Origin of the sequence: Erwinia sp. Eh17-17 (genome assembly GCF_039675725.1) — a bacterium.
Classification (GTDB): domain Bacteria; phylum Pseudomonadota; class Gammaproteobacteria; order Enterobacterales; family Enterobacteriaceae; genus Erwinia.
In genome coordinates this window covers 195,398-214,109 of the sequence record NZ_JBDFQT010000003.1, presented here as the reverse complement: position 1 = coordinate 214,109, position 18,712 = coordinate 195,398, and the positions used below count along the sequence as shown (strand labels likewise).

Genomic DNA, 18,712 nt, shown 5'->3' with positions numbered 1-18,712 from the left:
CGAAATTATCCTGTTGAGGCACGAAAGTTTACGCCCCTTGCATGGTGGGGTACGCGTGCTATCATCCGGGGCAGACATTTTCAACACCCTGACAAATCAACTTTGATGAGAATGACAACTATGACGGACAAATTATCTTCCCTGCGTCAACTCACTACCGTTGTTGCTGATACCGGCGACATTGCGGCAATGAAACTCTACAAACCTCAGGATGCCACCACTAACCCTTCTCTTATTCTCAGCGCGGCACAGATCCCGGAATACCGTAAGCTGATCGACGAAGCGGTGGTCTGGGCGCGTGAGCAGACCAGCAACAAAGAAGAGCAGGTGTCTTACGCTGCCGACAAGCTGGCTGTAAACATTGGCCTGGAAATTCTGAAGCTGGTCCCTGGCCGCATCTCTACCGAAGTCGATGCCCGTCTGTCTTACGACACCGAAGGCAGCATCGCCAAAGCCCGCAGCCTGATCAAACTGTATAACGATGCCGGCATCAGCAATGACCGCATCCTGATCAAGCTGGCTTCGACCTGGCAGGGTATCCGCGCTGCTGAGCAGCTGGAAAAAGAAGGCATCAACTGTAACCTGACGCTGCTGTTCTCCTTCGCACAGGCACGTTCTTGCGCTGAAGCGGGCGTGTTCCTGATCTCTCCGTTTGTTGGCCGTATCCTCGACTGGTACAAGGCGAACACCGATAAGAAAGAGTACGCACCGAACGAAGATCCAGGCGTGGTTTCCGTGACCGAAATCTACGAATACTACAAGCAGCACGGTTACGAGACTGTGGTGATGGGTGCCAGCTTCCGTAACGTGGGTGAAATCATCGAACTGGCCGGCTGCGATCGCCTGACCATCTCCCCTGGCCTGCTGAAAGAACTGGCAGAAACCGAAGGCACGGTTGAGCGTAAGCTGTCTTACAGCGGCGAAGTGAAAGCGCGTCCGGCGAAGATGACCGAGTCGGAGTTCCTGTGGCAGCACAACCAGGATCCGATGGCCGTACAGAAACTGGCTGAAGGCATCCGTAACTTTGCCATCGACCAGGGCAAACTCGATAAGATGATTGCTGACCTGCTGTAATAGCCTGCGTTCTTGAAGCTGTAGCGGCGTTGGCCGCGCGTTCATCCCGGTCACTGACTTCTTTAGGTGGCCGGGGATGTATCCACTTACCGCCTTGCTACCGTTCCAGTTGTTTTGGCTATTCCTGAATTCGAATAGGTCCTCCTTCGCTATACTTCCTTCTTTACTATGGTTTATCCTTTCTTCATCTCCTTTTCTCCGACGGTAAATACCCTATGAACACACTACGCATTGGATTGATCTCCGTTTCCGATCGTGCGGCCAACGGCATTTATCAGGATCAGGGCCTGCCGGCACTGGAAGAGTGGCTCGGAAAGGCACTGACAACGCCGTATGAGATCGAAAAACGTCTGGTGCCGGATGAGCAGCCGATGATTGAGCAGGCGATCTGTGAATTAGTCGATGAGCTATTTTGCCATCTGGTGCTGACGACCGGGGGAACCGGCCCGGCCCGGCGCGATGTGACGCCGGATGCCACGCTGGCGATCGCCGACCGCGAGATGCCAGGCTTTGGCGAGCAGATGCGTCAGATCAGCCTGAATTTCGTGCCGACTGCGATTTTGTCGCGCCAGGTCGGCGTGATTCGTAAGCAGTCGCTGGTCATTAACCTGCCGGGTCAGCCAAAGTCTATTAAGGAAACGCTGGAAGGCCTGAAAGACGCTGAAGGCCAGGCGCAGGTACACGGCATATTCGCCAGCGTGCCGTATTGCATCCAGCTTCTTGAAGGACCGTATATCGAGACTGATCCGCAGGTAGTAGCAGCATTTCGCCCTAAAAGCGCCCGCCGCGACACAAATAGCTAAAAATTCATTTTTTCAGGCATAAGATCCAGAGGTCACTGCTGTAGCAGGAAAGTGACGGTATAGTAAGCTCAGCTTTACAGTGCAAACTATACCGTTTTCTTCTACCTGTGGACCAGCCTGAAAAAATATGCAAATCGATCAATCGCGCCGCCTTAACCGACAGGATTACAAAACTCTTGCTCTCGCCGCCCTCGGCGGTGCACTGGAGTTCTACGACTTTATTATCTTCGTCTTTTTCGCTGCCGTGATTGGCGATCTGTTCTTCCCCGCTGATATTCCCGAATGGCTGCGCCAGCTGCAGACCTTTGGGATTTTTGCTGCCGGTTATCTGGCTCGTCCTTTAGGCGGACTGATCATGGCGCACTTCGGTGACAGCCAGGGGCGCAAGAAAATGTTCAGTCTGAGTATTCTGCTGATGGCCGTGCCTACCCTGGCAATGGGGCTGCTGCCCACCTATGCCTCTATTGGCATAGCGGCTCCGCTACTGCTGCTGCTGTTACGAATGCTACAGGGTGCGGCGATTGGCGGTGAAGTGCCGGGGGCGTGGGTGTTTGTCGCGGAGCATGTACCGGAAAAACGCATCGGTTTCGCCTGCGGGACGCTGACAGCAGGGCTGACTTTCGGCATTCTGCTGGGATCGCTGGTGGCTACGCTGATTACCACCACCATGAGCGCGCAGACTATCGCTGAAACGGGCTGGCGTATCCCCTTCCTGCTGGGGGGCGGTTTTGGCCTGCTGGCAATGTATCTGCGACGCTGGCTGCATGAAACTCCGGTATTTACCCGGATGCAGCAGCGTAAAGCGTTATCTGTCGAGCTGCCGTTGAAAACCGTAGTGCTGCGGCATACGCACGGTGTGGTGGTGTCGATGCTGCTCACCTGGCTGCTGTCGGCCTGTATTGTTGTGGTGCTGTTGATGGCTCCGGCGCTGTTGCAGAAGTTACACGGTTTGCCTGCCGCACTGACGCTGCAGGCGAACAGCCTGGCGACCGTGATGCTGATCTTCGGCTGTATTATTGCCGGAGCGCTGGTGGACCGTATCGGTGCATCGACCACCCTGATTGTCGGCAGTCTGTTAATGGCCGTCGCCAGCTGGGCGTTCTTCCACGTCGCTGCACAGGCACCTGAGTATCTGTTTGCAGCGTATGCGCTGGCCGGCCTGTGTGTCGGTGTGGTGGGCGTGGTGCCGTTTGTCATGGTGAGTGCGTTTCCGGCGGAGGTCCGTTTCACCGGGATCTCCTTCTCTTACAATATCGCCTACGCGATTTTTGGCGGGCTGACGCCGATTGCCCTGACGTTGATGATGAAGCTGACGCCAATGGCACCAGCCTATTATGTACTGGTGCTGGCGGCTATTGGCGTACTGGTTGGCTGCTGGCTGCGGGGTGCCGCCGGGCGGCAGGCAATACTGAAACAGGTCAGTGCGCTGTAGCCGCAGTGCCGGTGGTTAAACGGGTCAGCTCAGGCTGGCCCGTTCACTTTTAAAGGCAAAGTGAAAATTTTTTTCTCTTCCCCCCTTGATGCCGCGCTGCACGGCCCCATCTTAGTTGGCATCCGAGGCTTCGGACCTGGAAAAAAAGCGTAGGGCGAGCAGTTGAAACTGTAAAAATTGCCCACATTAATGGTTCATAAGCTGATTTGAATTGAATTTAAGTGGGAGATGTTTAAATGGGTAAGATTATTGGTATTGACCTGGGTACAACGAACTCTTGTGTTGCCATTATGGATGGCGGCAAAGCGCGTGTACTGGAGAATGCAGAAGGGGACCGTACCACTCCTTCAATTATTGCTTACACCCAGGACGGCGAAACGCTGGTAGGTCAGCCTGCTAAACGTCAGGCGGTTACCAACCCGCAGAATACACTGTTTGCGATCAAGCGCCTGATTGGCCGTCGCTTCCAGGATGAAGAAGTTCAGCGTGACCTGAAAATCATGCCGTTTAAAATCGTTGGCGCTGACAACGGTGATGCATGGCTGGACGTGAAAGGTCAGCGCGTGGCTCCGCCACAGATTTCAGCAGAAGTGCTGAAAAAGATGAAGAAAACGGCTGAAGATTATCTGGGTGAGCCAGTCACTGAAGCGGTTATCACTGTACCGGCTTACTTCAACGATGCGCAGCGTCAGGCAACGAAAGATGCCGGTCGTATCGCCGGTCTGGAAGTAAAACGTATCATCAACGAACCGACCGCAGCGGCACTGGCCTACGGTCTGGATAAAGGTCAGGGCAACCGCACTATCGCGGTTTATGACCTGGGCGGTGGTACTTTCGATATCTCTATCATCGAAATCGATGAAGTTGATGGCGAAAAAACCTTCGAAGTTCTGGCTACCAACGGTGATACCCACCTGGGTGGTGAAGACTTCGACAGCCGTATGATTAACTATCTGGTGGCTGAGTTTAAGAAAGATCAGGGTATCGATCTGCACAACGATCCACTGGCAATGCAGCGTCTGAAAGAAGCCGCAGAGAAAGCGAAGATCGAACTGTCTTCTGCACAGCAGACCGACGTTAACCTGCCGTACATCACGGCTGATGCTACAGGTCCTAAACACCTGAACATCAAAGTGACGCGCTCTAAACTGGAATCACTGGTTGAAGACCTGGTGGCGCGCTCTATCGATCCACTGAAAGTGGCGCTGCAGGATGCCGGCCTGTCTGTGTCTGATATCAACGACGTGATCCTGGTCGGTGGTCAGACGCGTATGCCAATGGTGCAGGCGAAAGTTGCTGAGTTCTTTGGTAAAGAACCACGTAAAGACGTCAACCCGGACGAAGCGGTAGCAGTAGGTGCTGCGGTTCAGGGCGGTGTGTTGGCTGGTGAAGTGAAAGACGTTCTGCTGCTGGACGTTACCCCGCTGTCGCTGGGTATCGAAACCATGGGCGGCGTGATGACGTCACTGATCAGCAAAAACACCACCATCCCAACCAAGCACAGCCAGGTGTTCTCTACTGCAGAAGACAACCAGTCTGCGGTAACCATCCATGTTGTGCAGGGTGAGCGTAAACGTGCTGCGGATAACAAATCTCTGGGTCAGTTCAACCTGGACGGTATTCAGAATGCACCGCGCGGTATGCCGCAGATCGAAGTGACCTTCGACATCGATGCTGACGGTATTCTGCATGTGTCTGCGAAAGACAAAAACAGTGGTAAAGAGCAGAAGATCACCATCAAGGCCTCTTCCGGTCTGAATGAAGAAGAGATCGAAAAAATGGTGCGTGATGCTGAAGCAAACGCCGAGTCTGACCGTAAGTTTGAAGAGCTGGTTCAGACCCGTAACCAGGGTGACCAGGTGTCACACAGCACGCGTAAGCAGCTGGACGAAGCAGGCGATAAACTGCCTGCCGACGATAAAGCGCCAATCGAAGCGGCACTGGCTGAGCTGAACACCGCGCTGAAAGGCGAGGATAAAGCGGAAATCGAAGCTAAGATCCAGGCTCTGATGGAAGTGTCCAGCAAGCTGATGGAATTCGCTCAGCAGCAGCAGGCCGCTGGCGGCGCAGCAGATGCCACCGACGGTGCGAAGAAAGACGATGATGTTGTTGACGCTGAATTCGAAGAAGTGAAAGACAACAAAAAATAATCGCCCTTGAGCGGGCACGGTGGCGTGTGACGCGCCATTGATCACCAGCACGGGCGTCGGAGAAATCCTACGCCCGTGCACGCATGTTAAGGGCAGGATCAATAACAATGGCGAAAAGAGACTATTACGAGGTTTTAGGCGTATCCAAATCTGCGGATGAGCGTGAGATCAAAAAGGCTTATAAACGCCTGGCAATGAAATTTCACCCCGACCGTAACCAGGGTGAAGGTGCCGAAGAGCAGTTTAAAGAGGTCAAAGAAGCCTACGAAATTCTGACCGATGCGCAGAAACGTGCGGCCTACGATCAGTACGGTCATGCCGCCTTTGAGCAGGGCGGAATGGGCGGTGGCCACGGTGGCTTTGGCGGCGGCGGTGGAGCTGACTTCAGCGATATCTTTGGCGACGTATTCGGCGATATCTTTGGCGGAGGCCGTCGTCAGCAGCGTGCGGCACGCGGCGCTGATTTACGCTACAACATGGAGCTGTCGCTGGAAGAAGCGGTACGCGGCGTGACCAAAGAGATCCGCATTCCTACGCTGGAAGAGTGTGATGTCTGCCACGGCAGTGGCGCAAAAGCCGGCACCAAACCGCAGACCTGTTCAACCTGTCACGGTGCGGGCCAGGTGCAGATGCGTCAGGGCTTCTTTACCGTGCAGCAGGCGTGTCCGACCTGTCACGGTCGCGGTTCAGTGATTAAAGACCCGTGCAATGCCTGCCACGGCCACGGCCGGGTAGAGCGTTCAAAAACGCTGTCAGTGAAGATTCCGGCGGGTGTCGATACCGGTGACCGTATTCGTCTGACCGGCGAAGGTGAAGCTGGCGAGCAGGGTGCTCCAGCAGGCGATCTGTACGTTCAGGTGCAGGTGCGTAAGCACAATATCTTTGAGCGTGAAGAGAATAACCTCTACTGCGAAGTGCCAATTAACTTTGTTATGGCCGCGCTGGGTGGGGAAATTGAAGTGCCGACGCTGGATGGCCGCGTGAAGCTGAAAGTTCCTGCGGAAACGCAGACCGGCAAGCTGTTCCGCATGCGTGGCAAAGGGGTGAAATCGGTACGAGGTGGTGCGCAGGGCGATCTGCTGTGCCGCGTCGTGGTGGAAACCCCGGTCAGCCTGAGCGAGAAGCAGAAGTCGCTGCTGCGTGAACTGGAGGAGAGCTTTGGCGGTCCTTCCGGTGAGCAGAACAGCCCGCGTTCTAAAAGCTTCTTTGATGGCGTGAAGAAGTTCTTTGACGATTTGACTCGTTAATCAATGCGGCTCCCTGATAAAACAGGGAGCCGTTTTACCCGCTGAATCTGCTGTACCTGTCCCTCTTCCTGTTTTTTTACTCTCTCATTACGGAAATTTTTAGTGCGATTCAGGCAAAGTTGAATCTGTTGTTGCTTAATGTTGCATTATGTATCTGATTATTATTAGATGACGCTTCAATTTATCTAATGGAATTGGATTTCATGAAAAAGATTCTGGCAATTGCTGCTTTCGCTGTTTTACTCTCCGGCTGTGCTCAACAAACCTTCCAGCTGAAACACAACCAGGTGGCGACGCCTAAGCAGGCGACCACTCACCACTTCTTCGTTTCTGGTATTGGCCAGAAAAAAACGCTGGATGCAGCGGCAATCTGCGGTAATGCGGATAAAGTCGATCGCGTTGAAGTTCAGCAGACTTTCCCCAATATTCTGCTGAGCATCGTGACTTTCGGTATTTATACCCCACGTGAAGCGCGCGTTTACTGCTCTCTGTAAGCGAATATCCGTGTGATAAGAAAGCCGCACTCTGCGGCTTTTTTTATGTTTCTCATCCTGCGTTAACTGCACTACCTGGGTTGTTTTGATGGCCCGCCTGTCACAGGTCGGAAATACCGATGTTTGAAGCGGGAATAAACTGTTTTTTTCGAACGGTTGAAACACGTATGCTATTGCTCACCTGAACACTGTCATCTGAGATCTTCAGCGGAGTCTGTAATGAACCTCTTTTTCAAAAAGCTGCTAAAAAATGATGCGACCAGCGGCGTCGTGCTGATTGTCGCCGCCGCCATTGCCATGTTTCTGGCTAATAACGCCAGCACTCAGCAGGATTATCAGTCAATACTTTCCATGCCCGTCCAGTTCCGTTTCGGCGCGCTGGATATCAATAAAGACCTGTTACTGTGGATTAATGATGCGCTGATGGCGCTGTTTTTCCTGATGATCGGTCTGGAAGTGAAGCGTGAGCTGATGATGGGGTCGCTGAAAGGCCGCGAGCGCGCGATGTTCCCGCTGATTGCTGCGCTGGGGGGCATGCTGGCTCCAGGACTGATTTACGCGGCGCTGAACCACAATGATCCGCTGGCCATTCACGGCTGGGCGATCCCTGCGGCGACGGATATTGCTTTTGCGCTGGGTATTCTGGCCCTGCTGGGCAGCCGGGTGCCGGTGGCGCTGAAGATGTTCCTGATGGCGCTGGCCGTTATCGACGATCTCGGCGCGATTATCATTATTGCTTTCTTCTATACCAATGACCTGTCGCTGACTTCGCTCGGCGTGGCTGCTGCCTCTATCGCGGTGCTGGTGGTGCTGAACCTGTGCGGGGTGCGTAAAACCTCCGTCTATCTGGCCGTGGGGATGGTGCTGTGGGTTGCCGTGCTGAAGTCCGGCGTACACGCCACGCTGGCGGGCGTCATTGTCGGCCTGCTTATTCCGCTGAAAAAGCAGGAGGGGCACTCTCCGGCGATTGAACTGGCGCACGGTCTGCATCCGTGGGTGAGCTGGCTGATCCTGCCACTGTTTGCTTTTGCCAACGCCGGCGTCTCGCTGAGCGGTGTTTCCGTGGATGGTCTGTTCTCGGCGGTACCGCTGGGGATCATTCTCGGTCTGTTTGTGGGTAAACCGCTGGGGATTACGCTGATTTGCTGGCTGTCGGTGAAACTGAAAATTGCCGCGATGCCGGAAAACACCCGTATGCAGGATATTGCTGCCGTCGGTGTGCTGTGCGGTATCGGTTTTACCATGTCGATATTTATTGCCTCTCTGGCCTTTGATGCCGCACATGAAGAGATGGTCACGCTGGCCAAACTGGGTATTCTCAGCGGGTCAGTGATTTCTGCGCTGGTCGGTTACACGCTGCTGCGGGTTAAGCTGCGATAGTGCCGGTGGTCGGGAGGTCGGAACATGGCGAAGCTCAATTACAACCATCTCTACTATTTCTGGCAGGTGTGTAAAAGCGGGTCGGTGGTCAGGGCGGCAGAGGTGCTTAATCTCACGCCACAGACCGTTACCGGCCAGCTAAAAGCGCTGGAAGAGCGTCTGCGCGGTAATCTGTTCAAACGCCAGGGGCGTGGGCTGGTGCCGTCGGAGCTTGGGCAACTGGTGTTTCGCTATGCCGATCGCATGTTCACCCTCAGTCAGGAAATGCTGGATATTGTTAACTATCGCAAGGAGGCGAGCCTGCTGTTCGACGTTGGGGTCGCGGATGCGCTCTCCAAAACGCTGGTCAGCAGAGTGCTGGAAACGGCGGTGGTGTCCGGCGAGCCTGTTCACCTGCGCTGTTTTGAATCCACCCATGAGCTGCTGCTTGAGCAGCTCAGTCAGCACAAGCTGGATATGATCCTCTCTGACTGTCCGGTCGGCTCCTCGCTGCAGGAGGGGCTGTTCTCTGTCAAGCTGGGAGAGTGTGCCGTCAGCTTCTGGTGCTGTGCGCCGCCGTCCCTGATGCCGTTTCCCGAATGTCTGCGCCACCATAAGCTGCTGATCCCCGGCCGCCGCTCTATGCTGGGAAGAAAAGTGCTGAACTGGTTACAGTCACAGGACCTGGCGGTGGATATTCTCGGTGAGTTTGATGACGCCGCGCTGATGAAGGCCTTTGGTGTGGCGAATCAGGCCATTTTTGTCGCCCCGACGTTATACGGCCAGGAACATTTTTCGCGTGAGGGGATTGTTGAACTGGGAAGTATTGACTCCGTGATGGAGGAATATCACGTGATTTTTGCCGAAAGGATGATTCAGCACCCGGCGGTGCAGCGCATCTGCAACAGCGATTTTAGCCAACTTTTCACCGGATAGTGCAGGGCGCAACAACGGCAGGGGGCAACGCTTTTTTCCGGGCGACCCGGATTTTTTCTGCACTCTGCAAAAAAAAGACATAAAAAAACCGCCAGAAGGCGGTTTCTTTATCAAAGCTCGATTAACAGACTGACATTACGCCAGTTTGCTGATCTGTGCAGCCAGATTTGCTTTATGACGTGCAGCTTTGTTCTTGTGGATCAGGCCTTTAGCTGCCTGACGGTCCACAATTGGTTGCATGTCATTAAATGCATTCTGCGCAGCCGCTTTATCGCCAGTAGCGATAGCCGCGTAAACTTTCTTGATAAAAGTACGCAACATTGAACGACGGCTAGCGTTGTGCTTACGACGCTTCTCAGACGTTACGGCGCGTTTCTTAGCTGATTTGATATTAGCCAAGGTCCAACTCCCAAATAGTTCTATGAGGACAATTCAAAGGCCGAGGAATATGCCCTTTTCGCCTTCGGTTGTCAATGGATTTGTGCAAATAAGCGCCGGTCAAACAATGGCACTTGATTACGTTTCGATGGCGCAAGATTCTATCAGCTTCGGTCAGGCGAATACAGCTTATTCACAAGAAAAATAACATCCCGCGCTGGATCAGCACCATACAGAACGAAATGGCATGAAGAAAGCATGAAAGCCAGTATTCGTGGGTTAACCTTCAGAGCTGTACAAGGTATAATCCGCCGATTTCCACAAATTTGAGCCAGCCATGAAGTTTATAAGCGGCATACATAACCTGAGAGAGCAGCACCGCGGCTGCGTTCTGACTATCGGTAACTTCGATGGTGTACATCGCGGTCACCAGGCGCTGCTGGCACAGTTGTGCAAAGAGGGGCGTCAGCGCAATCTGCCCGTGATGGTGATGCTGTTTGAACCCCAGCCGCTGGAACTGTTCGCGGCAGAAAAAGCCCCGGCACGGCTGACGCGTCTGCGGGAGAAAGTGCGTTACCTCGAGCAGGCAGGCGTTGATGCGGTACTTTGCGTCCGTTTTGACCGCCGTTTCGCGGCCTTTACTGCGCAAAGTTTTGTTGCCGATCTTCTGGTGGATAAACTGGACGTTAAGTTCCTGGCCGTCGGGGATGATTTCCGTTTTGGCGCTGGTCGCCAGGGCGATTTCCTGTTATTACAGAATGCTGGCGTTGAATATGGCTTTGATGTCATCAGCACCCAGACATTCTGCGATGATGGGAAGCGCATCAGCAGCACGGCAGTGCGCCAGGCGCTGGCAGAAGACAATCTGCCGCTGGCGAAAACGCTGCTGGGGCGCCCCTTCAGCATTTCCGGCCGGGTGGTGCATGGCGATGCCCTGGGCCGCACGATTGGTTTTCCCACCGCTAACCTGCCGCTTAAGCGTACGGTCTCCCCGGTAAAAGGGGTGTACGCCGTTGAGGTGCTGGGATTAGGCGAACATCCGCTTCCTGGCGTCGCCAATATCGGCACCCGACCGACGGTGGCCGGTTTGCGTCAGCAGCTGGAAGTGCATCTGCTGGACGTGACGATGAACTTGTATGGCCGTCATATTGAAGTGGTGCTGCGCGATAAATTACGTAACGAGCAGCGTTTTGCTTCGCTCGATGCGCTGAAAGAACAAATTGCTAACGATGTCGTGACTGCCCGACGCTTTTTTGGGCTGAACACATCGGTTTAAGTGTAAACAGAACCGACATACGGAACCGAGAATCTGATGAGTGACTATAAATCTACCCTGAATTTGCCGGAAACGGGGTTCCCGATGCGTGGCGATCTGGCCAAACGCGAACCTGGCATGCTGCAACGTTGGTATGATGACAAGCTGTACAGCATCATCCGCGAAGCCAAGAAAGGGAAAAAAACCTTTATTCTGCACGATGGCCCTCCTTACGCTAACGGCAGCATTCATATCGGTCACTCAGTTAACAAGATTCTGAAAGACATTATCGTTAAGTCGAAAGGCATGGCGGGCTATGACTCGCCTTATGTACCGGGCTGGGACTGCCACGGTCTGCCTATCGAGCATAAAGTCGAGCAGATGATCGGTAAGCCAGGCGAGAAAGTCAGCGCGTCTGAATTCCGCGCAGCCTGCCGTAACTATGCCGCCGAGCAGGTGGAAGGTCAGAAAGCCGACTTCATCCGTCTGGGTGTGCTGGGTGACTGGGATCGTCCGTATCTGACGATGAACTTCAAAACCGAAGCGAACATTATCCGTGCGCTGGGTAAAATCATCGGTAACGGTCACCTGCACAAAGGCGCTAAGCCGGTGCACTGGTGCCTGGACTGCCGTTCTGCGCTGGCAGAAGCGGAAGTAGAGTATTACGACAAAACCTCCCCATCAATCGACGTCATGTTTAACGCCGTCGATAAAGACGCGGTGCAGGCCAAATTTGCAGCTGGCAGCGTGGACGGCCCGATCTCCCTGGTGATCTGGACAACGACTCCGTGGACCATGCCGGCTAACCGCGCTATCTCTCTGCACCCTGAGTTCGACTATCAGCTGGTGCAGATCGAGGGCCGTGCTCTTATCCTCGCCAAAGACATGGTTGAGAGCGTGATGAAGCGCGTCGGTATCGCCGCATGGACCGTGCTGGGTGAAGCGAAAGGTGCTGACCTTGAGCTGATGGGCTTCCAGCATCCGTTCCTCGGCCATACCTCTCCGGTTGTGCTGGGTGAGCATGTGACCCTGGAAGCCGGTACCGGTGCGGTACACACAGCGCCAGGCCACGGCCCGGACGACTATGTTATCGGTCAGAAATACGGTATTGAAGTGGCTAACCCGGTCGGCCCGGACGGCTGCTACCTGCCGGGAACCTACCCGACGCTGGATGGCGTAAACGTGTTTAAAGCCAACGATATGATCGTTGAGCTGCTGCGTGACAAGAGCGCTCTGCTGCACGTTGAGAAACTGCATCACAGCTACCCGCACTGCTGGCGTCACAAAACGCCGATCATCTTCCGTGCCACGCCACAGTGGTTTATCAGCATGGATCAGAAAGGCCTGCGCGCGCAGTCGTTGAAAGAGATCAAAGGCGTGCAGTGGATCCCGGACTGGGGCCAGGCACGTATTGAATCAATGGTAGCGAACCGTCCCGACTGGTGTATTTCCCGCCAGCGTACCTGGGGCGTGCCGATGGCGCTGTTCGTGCATAAAGATACCGAGCAGCTGCACCCGGATTCTCTGGAACTGATGGAGAAGGTGGCACAACGCGTTGAGCAGGATGGTATTCAGGCATGGTGGGATCTTGATGCCCGCGATCTGATGGGTGCCGATGCCGATAACTACGTCAAAGTGCCGGATACTCTGGACGTCTGGTTTGACTCCGGATCAACCAGCTACTCGGTAGTGGATGCCCGCCCTGAGTTTGACGGCAATGCGCCAGACCTGTATCTGGAAGGATCGGATCAGCACCGGGGCTGGTTTATGTCCTCGCTGATGATCTCGACCGCGATGAAAGGCAAAGCGCCCTACCGCCAGGTACTGACGCACGGCTTCACCGTCGATGGTCAGGGCCGCAAGATGTCCAAGTCACTGGGCAACACCGTCAGCCCGCAGGATGTGATGAACAAACTGGGCGCCGATATTCTGCGCCTGTGGGTGGCATCAACAGACTACTCCGGTGAGATCGCGGTTTCCGACGAGATCCTCAAGCGTTCTGCCGACAGCTATCGCCGCATCCGTAACACCGCGCGTTTCCTGCTGGCGAACCTTGCCGGTTTCAACCCGGAAACCGATATGGTGAAACCGGAAGAGATGGTGGTGGTGGATCGCTGGGCCGTTGGCCGTGCGCTGGCTGCACAGAATGATATCGTGGCCTCTTATGAAGCCTATGATTTCCATGAAGTGGTGCAGCGTCTGATGCAGTTCTGCTCGGTTGAGATGGGTTCCTTCTACCTGGATATCATCAAAGATCGTCAGTACACCGCGAAAGCAGATGGCCTGGCGCGTCGCAGCTGCCAGACCGCACTGTGGTACATCGTGGAAGCGCTGGTGCGCTGGATGGCACCGATCATGTCCTTTACCGCAGATGAAATCTGGGGTTACCTGCCGGGTAAACGCAGCCAGTATGTGTTTACCGAAGAGTGGTTCGACGGGCTGTTCAGCCTGGAAGACAACCAGCCAATGAACGACGCTTACTGGGCCGAGCTGCTGAAAGTACGCGGTGAAGTCAATAAGGTGATTGAGCAGGCGCGTGCTGATAAGCGTATCGGGGGTTCTCTGGAAGCCAGCGTTACGCTGTATGCTGATGCCGGTCTGGCCGCGAAACTGACCAGCCTGGGTGAAGAGCTGCGCTTTGTGCTGCTGACCTCCGGGGCTCAGGTGGCGGATTACGCGCAGGCAACTGACGACGCGCAGCAGAGTGAAGGGGTAAAAGGTCTGAAAATTGCCCTGCACAAAGCAGAAGGTGAGAAATGCCCACGCTGCTGGCATTACACTAGCGATATCGGCCAGAATGCCGAACACGCTGATGTCTGTGGCCGCTGCGCCTCGAACGTCGCCGGCAGCGGCGAACAGCGTAAGTTTGCATGATGAAGACACCTGTTCTCTCAACCGGATTGCGCTGGCTGTGGCTGGTGGTATTGGTGATTGGCATCGATTTCGCCAGCAAGCAGTGGATTATGGATAATCTGATGCTGCACGAGTCGATGCCGGTAATGCCGTATTTTAACTTCTTTTATGCTCACAACTACGGTGCGGCGTTCAGCTTCCTCGCCGACAAAGGTGGCTGGCAGCGCTGGTTCTTTGCCGGCATCGCCATTGCCATCGTGGTGGTGCTGCTGGTGATGATGTACCGCACCAAAGCGAGCAATAAACTGAATAACATCGCCTATGCGCTGATCGTCGGTGGCGCAGTAGGCAACCTGTTTGACCGGTCATATCATGGCTTTGTGGTGGACTTCATCGACTTCTATGTCGGTGACTGGCACTTCGCCACGTTTAATATTGCCGACTGCGGCATCTGTATTGGTGCCGCATTGATCGTGCTGGAAGGGTTCCTGAACCCGGCCGGTAAACAGGCTAAGAATAAAGGGTAAGGCATGACCGATTCTGTACAGCGTGACAGCGCAGTGCTGGTGCATTTCACCTTAAAGCTGGCGGACGGTTCCACGGCGGAATCGACGCGCAGCAACGGTAAACCGGCGCTGTTCTGCCTGGGCGACGGCAGCCTGTCCGAAGGGCTGGAAAGCCATCTGATTGGGCTGAAAGCGGGTGATAAATGTGCCTTCGCGCTGGAAGCGGAAGACGCCTTCGGCGGCATCAGCCCGGATCTGGTTCAGTATTTCTCGCGCCGCGATTTTGTCGAGGCGGGAGAACCAGAAATCGGTGCCATCATGCTGTTTAGCGGCATGGACGGCAATGAGATGCCAGGGGTGATCCGTGAGATCTCCGGGGATTCAATCACCGTTGATTTCAACCATCCGCTGGCCGGGCAGACCATCCATTTTGACGTAGAAGTGCTGGAGATTGATCCGGCACGGGAGACCAGCAATGCAGATCCTGTTGGCTAACCCGCGCGGTTTCTGCGCGGGCGTTGATCGCGCTATCAGTATTGTCGAGCGTGCGCTGGAGATGTATGGCGCACCGATCTACGTGCGACATGAGGTGGTGCACAATCGCTACGTGGTCAACAGCCTGCGTGAACGCGGTGCGATCTTTATCGAGGAGATCGCGGAAGTGCCGGATGGCTCTATCCTGATCTTCTCTGCTCACGGCGTTTCCCAGGCGGTGCGCGCAGAGGCGAAAGCGCGCGATCTGACCATGCTGTTTGATGCCACCTGCCCGCTGGTCACCAAGGTACATATGGAAGTGGCGCGAGCCAGTCGTAAGGGAACGGAAGCGATCCTGATTGGCCACGCAGGCCATCCTGAGGTGGAAGGCACCATGGGCCAGTACAATAACCCGAAAGGGGGCATGTATCTGGTGGAAGCGCCGGCGGACGTCTGGAGCCTGCAGGTGAAGGATGAAAACAACCTGAGCTTTATGACCCAGACCACGCTGTCGGTGGACGACACTTATGAAGTGATCGACGCCCTTCGCGCCCGCTTTCCGAAAATCGTTGGCCCGCGTAAAGACGACATCTGTTATGCCACCACCAACCGTCAGGAAGCGGTGCGCACGCTGGCACGCGATGCTGACGTGGTGCTGGTGGTCGGCTCGAAGAACTCTTCCAACTCCAACCGCCTGGCGGAACTGGCACAGCGTGCCGGCAAGCTGGCGCGGCTGATCGACTCCGCTGATGATATTCAGGAAGAGTGGGTCAGAGGTGTAGGCTGCGTTGGCGTGACCGCCGGAGCCTCTGCGCCGGATATTCTGGTGCAGCAGGTGATCCAGCGTCTTAATGAGCTGGGTGGCGTCGATGCCGTTGAACTGATTGGCCGCGAAGAGAATATTGTCTTTGAAGTGCCGAAAGAGCTGCGCGTCGAGGTTCGTCAGGTCGAGTAAAATCCGTAGGGGGCGACCATTTTTTCCGGTCGCCCCGTGCCACGGATGTGCACCAGCCGTCATGAAGACCATTTTTTCCGGTCGCCCCGTGCCACGGATGTGCACCAGCTGTCATGAAGACCATTTTTTCCGGTCGCCCCGTGCCACAGATGTGCACCAGCCGTCATCAAGACCCTTTTCCCACTCACCCTCAGCCCATTTTCCCTTCCCCAATCCTGACCAAATCTGTTTTACTGATAATCCTCACGCGCTGGCGTAAAATTCTTATTATCTGGTTTTAGTTGTGGCGCAGAAGTTAACCGCTGGTTAATCTGTATGCGCTGTGCATGCATAGAAATCTGTCAGGAATGAATAATTATGAGTAATGCAGAAATCCGTATCGCCATTGTGGGAGCCGCAGGGCGTATGGGACGTCAGCTGATTCAGGCAACTGTTCAGGCTGAAGGGGCGCGCCTGGGCGCAGCGATTGTGCGTAAAGGTTCATCGCTGGCAGGGACTGATGCCGGTGAGCTCGCGGGGTGCGGCGCGCTGGGTATCAACGTCAGCGACAGTCTGGATGCTGTGGTCAATGACTTCGACGTGCTGATCGACTTTACCCGTCCGGAAGGGACGCTGCACTATCTGGAATTTTGCCGTCAGCATAAAAAAACCATGGTGATCGGCACCACCGGCTTTGACGATGCGGGTAAAGCGGCCATCCAATCCGCCGCAGAAGAGATCGGCATCGTATTTGCCGCCAACTTCAGCGTTGGCGTCAACCTGATGCTGAAGCTGCTGGAAAAAGCCGCCAAAGTGATGGGCGACTATGCGGATATCGAAATTATCGAAGCGCATCATCGTCATAAGGTGGATGCGCCTTCAGGTACGGCGCTGGCAATGGGGGAGGCCATTGCGGGGGCAATGAACTGGAACCTGAATGAGCATGCGGTCTATGCCCGTGAAGGTTACACCGGCGAGCGTGAAGCGCAGACCATCGGTTTTGCCACAGTACGTGCCGGAGACATTATCGGTGAGCACACCGCGATGTTTGCAGATGTGGGCGAACGTGTAGAGATAACCCATAAGGCTTCAAGCCGTATGACCTTCGCCAGTGGCGCAGTTCGTGCTGCAATATGGTTAAAGGCGCATAAATCAGGTCTTTATGATATGCGCAGCGTCCTGAATCTTGATGATTTGTAAGTGTTGTGTACCATCGTGATGTGGTTATTTCAATCATAACGTTTTGATTGGTTGGGCAATAATTTTATTGCCCTTTTTATTTTGTGATAAACAGCGTCTTCATTAATATTTTTCTTTGTATTTGTTATAAGTGATGTTTTCAGCTATGTAATTGTGTGGCTGAATGCGAATTTTGACCATTTGGTCCACTTTTCTACTCCCTTTACCTTAAATTTATGCTCACAAGGTCAGGCAACCGTTTTTATCGCCAGGATATGTGGTTGTTTCAGGGTAAATCTTCCGGTTTTACGTTCAGTTAGCTAAAAAGTGCAGAAAAAGCGCCTCGCAGGGTAGACAATCGCGGGGGCTATCATTAGAATGCGCGCAATTTGCCAAAAACTGAGCAGTCAGGCAGTTTTTGCATTGATTTTAGGGTCATTCCTGAATTAATATGCAGATATTGTGACTGTTTATTCCCCTGGAGGATGTTTTGATTAAGTCAGCGCTATTGGTTCTGGAAGACGGAACCCAATTCCACGGTCGGGCCATCGGGGCAACCGGGTCGGCAGTGGGAGAAGTTGTTTTCAACACTTCAATGACCGGTTATCAAGAAATCCTCACTGATCCTTCCTATTCCCGCCAGATCGTTACTCTCACTTATCCCCATATCGGCAATGTCGGCACCAACGCCGCTGACCAAGAATCGTCTCAGGTACACGCACAGGGTTTAGTTATTCGTGACCTGCCGCTGATTGCCAGCAACTACCGCAATGAAGAAGGGCTGTCAGACTATCTGACGCGCCACAACATTGTCGCTATTGCCGATATCGATACACGTAAGCTGACGCGTCTGCTGCGTGAAAAAGGGGCACAGAACGGCTGCATTATCGCCGGAGACGCACTGGACGCCGCAGATGCACTGGCAAAAGCCAAAGCCTTCCCTGGCCTGAAGGGGATGGACCTGGCGAAAGAAGTGACGACGCCGGAGTCTTATCAATGGCAGCAGGGCAGCTGGACGCTGGAAGGTGACCTGCCAGCGCCGGCAGCGGATGCTGACCTGCCATTCCACGTGGTGGCTTATGACTACGGTGTGAAACGCAATATCCTGCGTATGCTGGTGGATCGCGGCTGCCGCCTGACGGTTGTACCGGCGCAGACCTCTGCAGAAGAGGTCCTGAAGCTGAATCCGGATGGCGTGTTCCTCTCTAACGGACCGGGCGACCCGGAGCCGTGTGACTACGCGATTACCGCGATTAAACGCCTGCTGGAAACCAACACCCCGGTATTTGGTATCTGTCTGGGCCATCAGCTGCTGGCGCTGGCCAGCGGGGCAAAAACCGTGAAGATGAAGCTGGGCCACCACGGTGGCAACCACCCGGTGAAAGATCACGACAATAACACCGTGATGATCACCGCCCAGAACCACGGTTTTGCCGTTGATGACGGCAACCTGCCAGCCTGTCTGCGCGTGACTCATACTTCGCTGTTTGACCACACGGTACAGGGCATCCACCGCACCGATAAAGCCGCCTTCAGCTTCCAGGGGCACCCGGAAGCGAGCCCTGGCCCGCACGATGCCGCCCCGTTGTTCGATCACTTTATCGAACTGATTAAAGCCGCGAAATAAGATCGGGAGAG

General features: G+C 54.6%; 16 protein-coding genes. 15 read left to right on the top strand and 1 reads right to left on the bottom strand.

Going from position 1 to position 18,712, the window contains the following annotated elements; all coding sequences use genetic code 11:
• The first annotated feature begins 120 nt into the window (after positions 1–120).
• The 8 genes from tal (at position 121) to nhaR (ending at position 9,495) form a co-directional block, all read left to right on the top strand.
• Positions 121–1,074 carry a transaldolase gene (tal, locus tag ABEH87_RS10885; protein WP_346576400.1) on the top strand — a complete coding sequence of 318 codons (954 nt, stop codon included), beginning with the start codon at positions 121–123 and terminating at the stop codon, positions 1,072–1,074.
• A 215-nt stretch (positions 1,075–1,289) separates the two neighbouring features.
• The gene (mog, locus tag ABEH87_RS10880; protein WP_346576399.1) at positions 1,290–1,877 is read left to right on the top strand and encodes a molybdopterin adenylyltransferase; all 588 of its coding nucleotides are present in this window, start codon (positions 1,290–1,292) and stop codon (positions 1,875–1,877) included.
• Between the two features lie 127 nt (positions 1,878–2,004).
• On the top strand, positions 2,005–3,309 hold the full coding sequence (locus ABEH87_RS10875) for an MFS transporter (protein ID WP_346576398.1): 1,305 nt from the start codon (positions 2,005–2,007) through the stop codon (positions 3,307–3,309).
• A 236-nt stretch (positions 3,310–3,545) separates the two neighbouring features.
• On the top strand, positions 3,546–5,459 hold the full coding sequence (gene dnaK, locus ABEH87_RS10870; RefSeq protein ID WP_346576397.1) for a molecular chaperone DnaK: 1,914 nt from the start codon (positions 3,546–3,548) through the stop codon (positions 5,457–5,459).
• Positions 5,460–5,566: 107 nt separating this feature from the next.
• The gene (gene dnaJ / locus ABEH87_RS10865) at positions 5,567–6,706 is read left to right on the top strand and encodes a molecular chaperone DnaJ (RefSeq protein ID WP_346576396.1); all 1,140 of its coding nucleotides are present in this window, start codon (positions 5,567–5,569) and stop codon (positions 6,704–6,706) included.
• 203 nt (positions 6,707–6,909) lie between these two features.
• On the top strand, positions 6,910–7,200 hold the full coding sequence (locus ABEH87_RS10860) for a Bor family protein (protein ID WP_346576395.1): 291 nt from the start codon (positions 6,910–6,912) through the stop codon (positions 7,198–7,200).
• Positions 7,201–7,419: 219 nt separating this feature from the next.
• A complete protein-coding gene (gene nhaA / locus ABEH87_RS10855) occupies positions 7,420–8,580 on the top strand; it encodes a Na+/H+ antiporter NhaA (RefSeq protein WP_346576394.1) in 1,161 nt (386 codons plus the stop codon).
• Positions 8,581–8,604: 24 nt separating this feature from the next.
• Positions 8,605–9,495 (top strand): transcriptional activator NhaR, encoded by an 891-nt coding sequence (gene nhaR, locus ABEH87_RS10850; RefSeq protein ID WP_346576392.1) that lies wholly within the window; start codon positions 8,605–8,607, stop codon positions 9,493–9,495.
• A 135-nt stretch (positions 9,496–9,630) separates the two neighbouring features.
• Here nhaR and rpsT read toward each other — a convergent pair whose 3' ends face one another.
• Positions 9,631–9,894 (bottom strand): 30S ribosomal protein S20, encoded by a 264-nt coding sequence (gene rpsT, locus ABEH87_RS10845; RefSeq protein WP_048914793.1) that lies wholly within the window; start codon positions 9,892–9,894, stop codon positions 9,631–9,633.
• Positions 9,895–10,210: 316 nt separating this feature from the next.
• Between rpsT and ribF the strand changes: the two genes are divergently transcribed.
• The 7 genes from ribF to carA all read left to right on the top strand — a co-directional run bounded on the left by ribF (position 10,211) and on the right by carA (position 18,701).
• Complete coding sequence (gene ribF, locus ABEH87_RS10840) at positions 10,211–11,149, top strand: bifunctional riboflavin kinase/FAD synthetase (RefSeq protein WP_346576391.1); 939 nt, start codon at positions 10,211–10,213, stop codon at positions 11,147–11,149.
• A 36-nt stretch (positions 11,150–11,185) separates the two neighbouring features.
• Positions 11,186–14,002, top strand: a complete 2,817-nt coding sequence (gene ileS, locus ABEH87_RS10835) for an isoleucine--tRNA ligase (protein WP_346576390.1) — start codon at positions 11,186–11,188, stop codon at positions 14,000–14,002.
• Positions 13,999–14,508: a signal peptidase II gene (lspA, locus tag ABEH87_RS10830; protein WP_346576389.1), complete on the top strand. Its 510-nt coding sequence runs from the start codon at positions 13,999–14,001 to the stop codon at positions 14,506–14,508. The genes ileS and lspA overlap by 4 nt, the downstream gene beginning before the upstream one ends.
• Positions 14,509–14,511: 3 nt before the next feature.
• A complete protein-coding gene (gene fkpB / locus ABEH87_RS10825; protein WP_346576388.1) occupies positions 14,512–14,982 on the top strand; it encodes an FKBP-type peptidyl-prolyl cis-trans isomerase in 471 nt (156 codons plus the stop codon).
• A complete protein-coding gene (ispH, locus tag ABEH87_RS10820) occupies positions 14,963–15,916 on the top strand; it encodes a 4-hydroxy-3-methylbut-2-enyl diphosphate reductase (RefSeq protein ID WP_346576387.1) in 954 nt (317 codons plus the stop codon). The genes fkpB and ispH overlap by 20 nt, the downstream gene beginning before the upstream one ends.
• A gap of 357 nt (positions 15,917–16,273) precedes the next feature.
• Positions 16,274–17,095, top strand: a complete 822-nt coding sequence (gene dapB / locus ABEH87_RS10815) for a 4-hydroxy-tetrahydrodipicolinate reductase (protein ID WP_346576386.1) — start codon at positions 16,274–16,276, stop codon at positions 17,093–17,095.
• Positions 17,096–17,564: 469 nt separating this feature from the next.
• On the top strand, positions 17,565–18,701 hold the full coding sequence (gene carA, locus ABEH87_RS10810) for a glutamine-hydrolyzing carbamoyl-phosphate synthase small subunit (protein WP_346576385.1): 1,137 nt from the start codon (positions 17,565–17,567) through the stop codon (positions 18,699–18,701).
• Positions 18,702–18,712 lie beyond the last annotated feature (11 nt).